This window comes from Wolbachia endosymbiont of Tuta absoluta, from assembly GCF_059414725.1.
In genome coordinates this window covers 1-3,014 of sequence record NZ_JBNRJY010000209.1, presented here as the reverse complement: position 1 = coordinate 3,014, position 3,014 = coordinate 1, and the positions used below count along the sequence as shown (strand labels likewise).

The window sequence follows — 3,014 nt, the reverse complement described above, 5'->3', positions numbered from 1 at the left end:
TAAAGGATTAGACGGAGCCATGGGAATAAAAGGTGATATGGGTGAGAAAGGAGAACCAGGTGCAAATGGATTGCAAGGTCCAGAAGGTCCTAAGGGAGAGCCAGGTATGAGGGGCTTCAATGGTACACAAGGTCTTACAGGTAACAAGGGTGAGCCGGGTATAGAAGGATTAAAAGGAGATATAGGACCTCAAGGTATAAAAGGTGAGCCAGGTATAAATGGAACAAAGGGAGATATTGGTCCTAAAGGATTAGACGGAGCCATGGGAATAAAAGGTGATATGGGTGAGAAAGGAGAGATAGGTTCTAAAGGTGACAAAGGAGAACCAGGTGCGAATGGGTTGCAAGGACCTAAGGGAGAGATAGGTTTGCAAGGACCTAAAGGTCAAGTTGGTAGATCTGGTCTTAAGGGTATGCCAGGTCCACAAGGTCCAAAAGGAGATACCGGAGCTCCAGGTGCGAATGGATTGCCAGGTTCCAAGGGAGAAGATGGAATAGGTGCTACATTAGCTGATCAGTTTTTACGTGAGATAAGAAAAGCAAAAAATGAAACTCTGGATGCTAAAAAAGCAGCAGAGGCAGCTAAAAATGCTTCAGAAGGTTTTGCCAAACAAGCTAAAGATACGGAAGATAAGGTTAAAATACTACACAATCAAACAGTGAATCTTACAGGAGAAGCTGAAGATTCTGCTGATCAAGCACTTCAATCCGCAGAAAATGCGGAAGCATTGCATAGTAGCGTAAGAGATATGTTTTGTACAACAAATCCTGCAGATCAAGTTTGTAGTGCACGCAGAAGAAGGAGGGAAACTAAAAAATCATCAGTGACAAGCGGAGCAAGCAGACCAACTTCATTTATATCTCAAGTAATAAATTTCTTTTACCCTGCGGTAGGACAGGACAAATATAAAGTAAAAAATGAAATAGAGGAGCTTAATCGAGTGACAAAAATAATAGATGCAGTAGATATTGTAAAAAAATTTGAAGAAGTATTAGGAGAAACAGCTGTGAAATGCGGCATTTCAAAGAAAAGTCTAAATTTTAATCCAGTAGAACTGCAGTCAACCATTATCAATAAGTCATTACTTAATGATGAAAATCATAATGAGTTGTTGAAGTTCTTGTGTGTAGCTGCGAAAAAATCATTACCTGATTACAAACAAACTAGTAAATGTTTGGCTACTTTCAAAGATCATATGGAAAAAAGATTAAATGAGCAGCAAAGAGCTTTCGTTAATACTGAAAAAATAGTGGCAGATAATGAGCAGCCAAGGAGTTTTATGAGTTATGTCTCTCCTCCTAGTAGCCTAAGTGCCATTAATCAGCAAGTTGTTGGTTATTTAAGGTAATATCATGGAAAAACATATATTTAAAATAGAGGATAAAAATCCGCTCTATAAAAAATTGATTAAACTTCCTGCTGAATATTATATATTAAACAAAAATAGTAAGGTTATCAATTCACATATTGGTACAATTAAAGTAGAGAATATTAATGGTTTGAAGTTAAAGAAGCAGGGAGATAAAATATCTTTATATGAAGGAAACTTACCCCTGCAGGCAGAAAGATCTGATGAAAGTGGAAACTCTATTAAAGAGGATCTTATTGTAGAACAAGAAGCTATAATAAGTACAAATAGAAACAATATTATAGAAAAGCTTGAATCAAAACCTATCTTGATTTCGCTTTACAACATAAAAGATAGTCCTAACTTTGGCCTCAAATTGTCTGGTAGAGATATAACTGGAGTACTCAATTTTATCAATTTTAACGATGAAAATGACCCAGTACTACAAAAAATTCAAGAAGAAAAAGGTGGACTTTATTTTACAATAGAAGGTGATTATATCTATATATCAGATGAAGAAGGAAAATGTCTTCCAGTATGTGAAGATGGTAGTTGCTATAAGTATCAATACACAAAAAATGAGCATGTTATATTAGAAATTAGTGAGATATCAACAATAATAAAAAACTTAACTAAAACTGAGCAATGCAGTGCACCAGCTAAAGCAGGGCAGGATTTTACTTTGCAAAAGGGAAAAGAATTATCGGATAATATCTATCAAGCAGATATCATGTTAAACGGTAAGCTTGTAGCTACTTTACCAAAAATAGGTTACTGCATGCTTGATGACCAATTGGTCATACATAATCACGTTACAGAAGAAGAGATAAAAATTCCTAGAAACTTTCATTATCTTAAAGTCGTTAAGTCTAGTAATAATGATGATTATAAATTAACATTTTGTAATTTCTTAGGTAATGAGTTTTTTGAACATAAAAAGTATGATTCTCAATACTCAAATGTTCCAGATGAATACCAGTATACAAGTTTAAACTATATGAAAAAGGGATATAAGCCAAATTTCTGCAAGTTGCTTAACGATAAACCATCTTTTTTTATTGCAAAAGGAACTACTAATCAAGATTCTTCAGGCCACTGCCCAGCTGATGTATTTGAATTAACAAAAAGTGAGAAAATGGCTACATTAATTGATCAATTTGGCTTTTTCAATAAAGAGGGTAAGTTTCAATATTGTGATTACCATACAAAAGCAGATTACGATGTTTATGATTCTTATAAAATTAATAAAGAGTACAAAACAACAGATGAATTTCTCTTCAATGATGACATAGTTCTTTATACTATTCCAGAGCTATCTTAACCACGCACAAAGTATATTATAATTGCTTTTTAAAAGTGAATTTAGTAGAATTCAAAGAAGTGTAAGGGTATATTTTTTTAGTATTTAATCTAAATAAAATTGTTCTCAGTTTAAAATCGATATAAGACAGTAAGATGAAAAAAATTGAAATCTCAGAATTACTCAAAAGAATTGCTATCTGTTTACTATGCATAGCAATTATGGTCTCTATTGCTCTTTTGTTTGCCTATATGCATACAATGTTTCTCAGTAAAGGATATGAGCTGGCTGCACATTATATTAGCGAAGCTATGCCTTCTGTGTTACTCACTGTTTTCTTTTTTATCGCTTGGTTTATATATGATC

Annotated in this window: 2 protein-coding genes and 1 pseudogene; all 3 read left to right on the top strand. The window is 33.8% G+C overall.

What is annotated here, in order from left to right:
* Nucleotides 1-1,348 (top strand): collagen-like domain-containing protein (locus ACJ5GX_RS02220; RefSeq protein ID WP_495292653.1); only part of this gene is annotated, 1,348 nt, incomplete at its 5' end.
* 4 nt (nt 1,349-1,352) lie between these two features.
* Nucleotides 1,353-2,669 (top strand): hypothetical protein, encoded by a 1,317-nt coding sequence (locus tag ACJ5GX_RS02215; protein WP_052264665.1) that lies wholly within the window; start codon nt 1,353-1,355, stop codon nt 2,667-2,669.
* 134 nt (nt 2,670-2,803) lie between these two features.
* A pseudogene (locus ACJ5GX_RS02210) lies at nt 2,804-3,014 on the top strand (26S protease regulatory subunit); the annotation flags it as partial.

Coding starts and splice junctions, on each gene's coding strand:
- ACJ5GX_RS02215 (WP_052264665.1), top strand. CDS start 1,353: ATGGAAAAACATATATTTAAAATAGAGGATAAAAATCCGCTCTATAAA.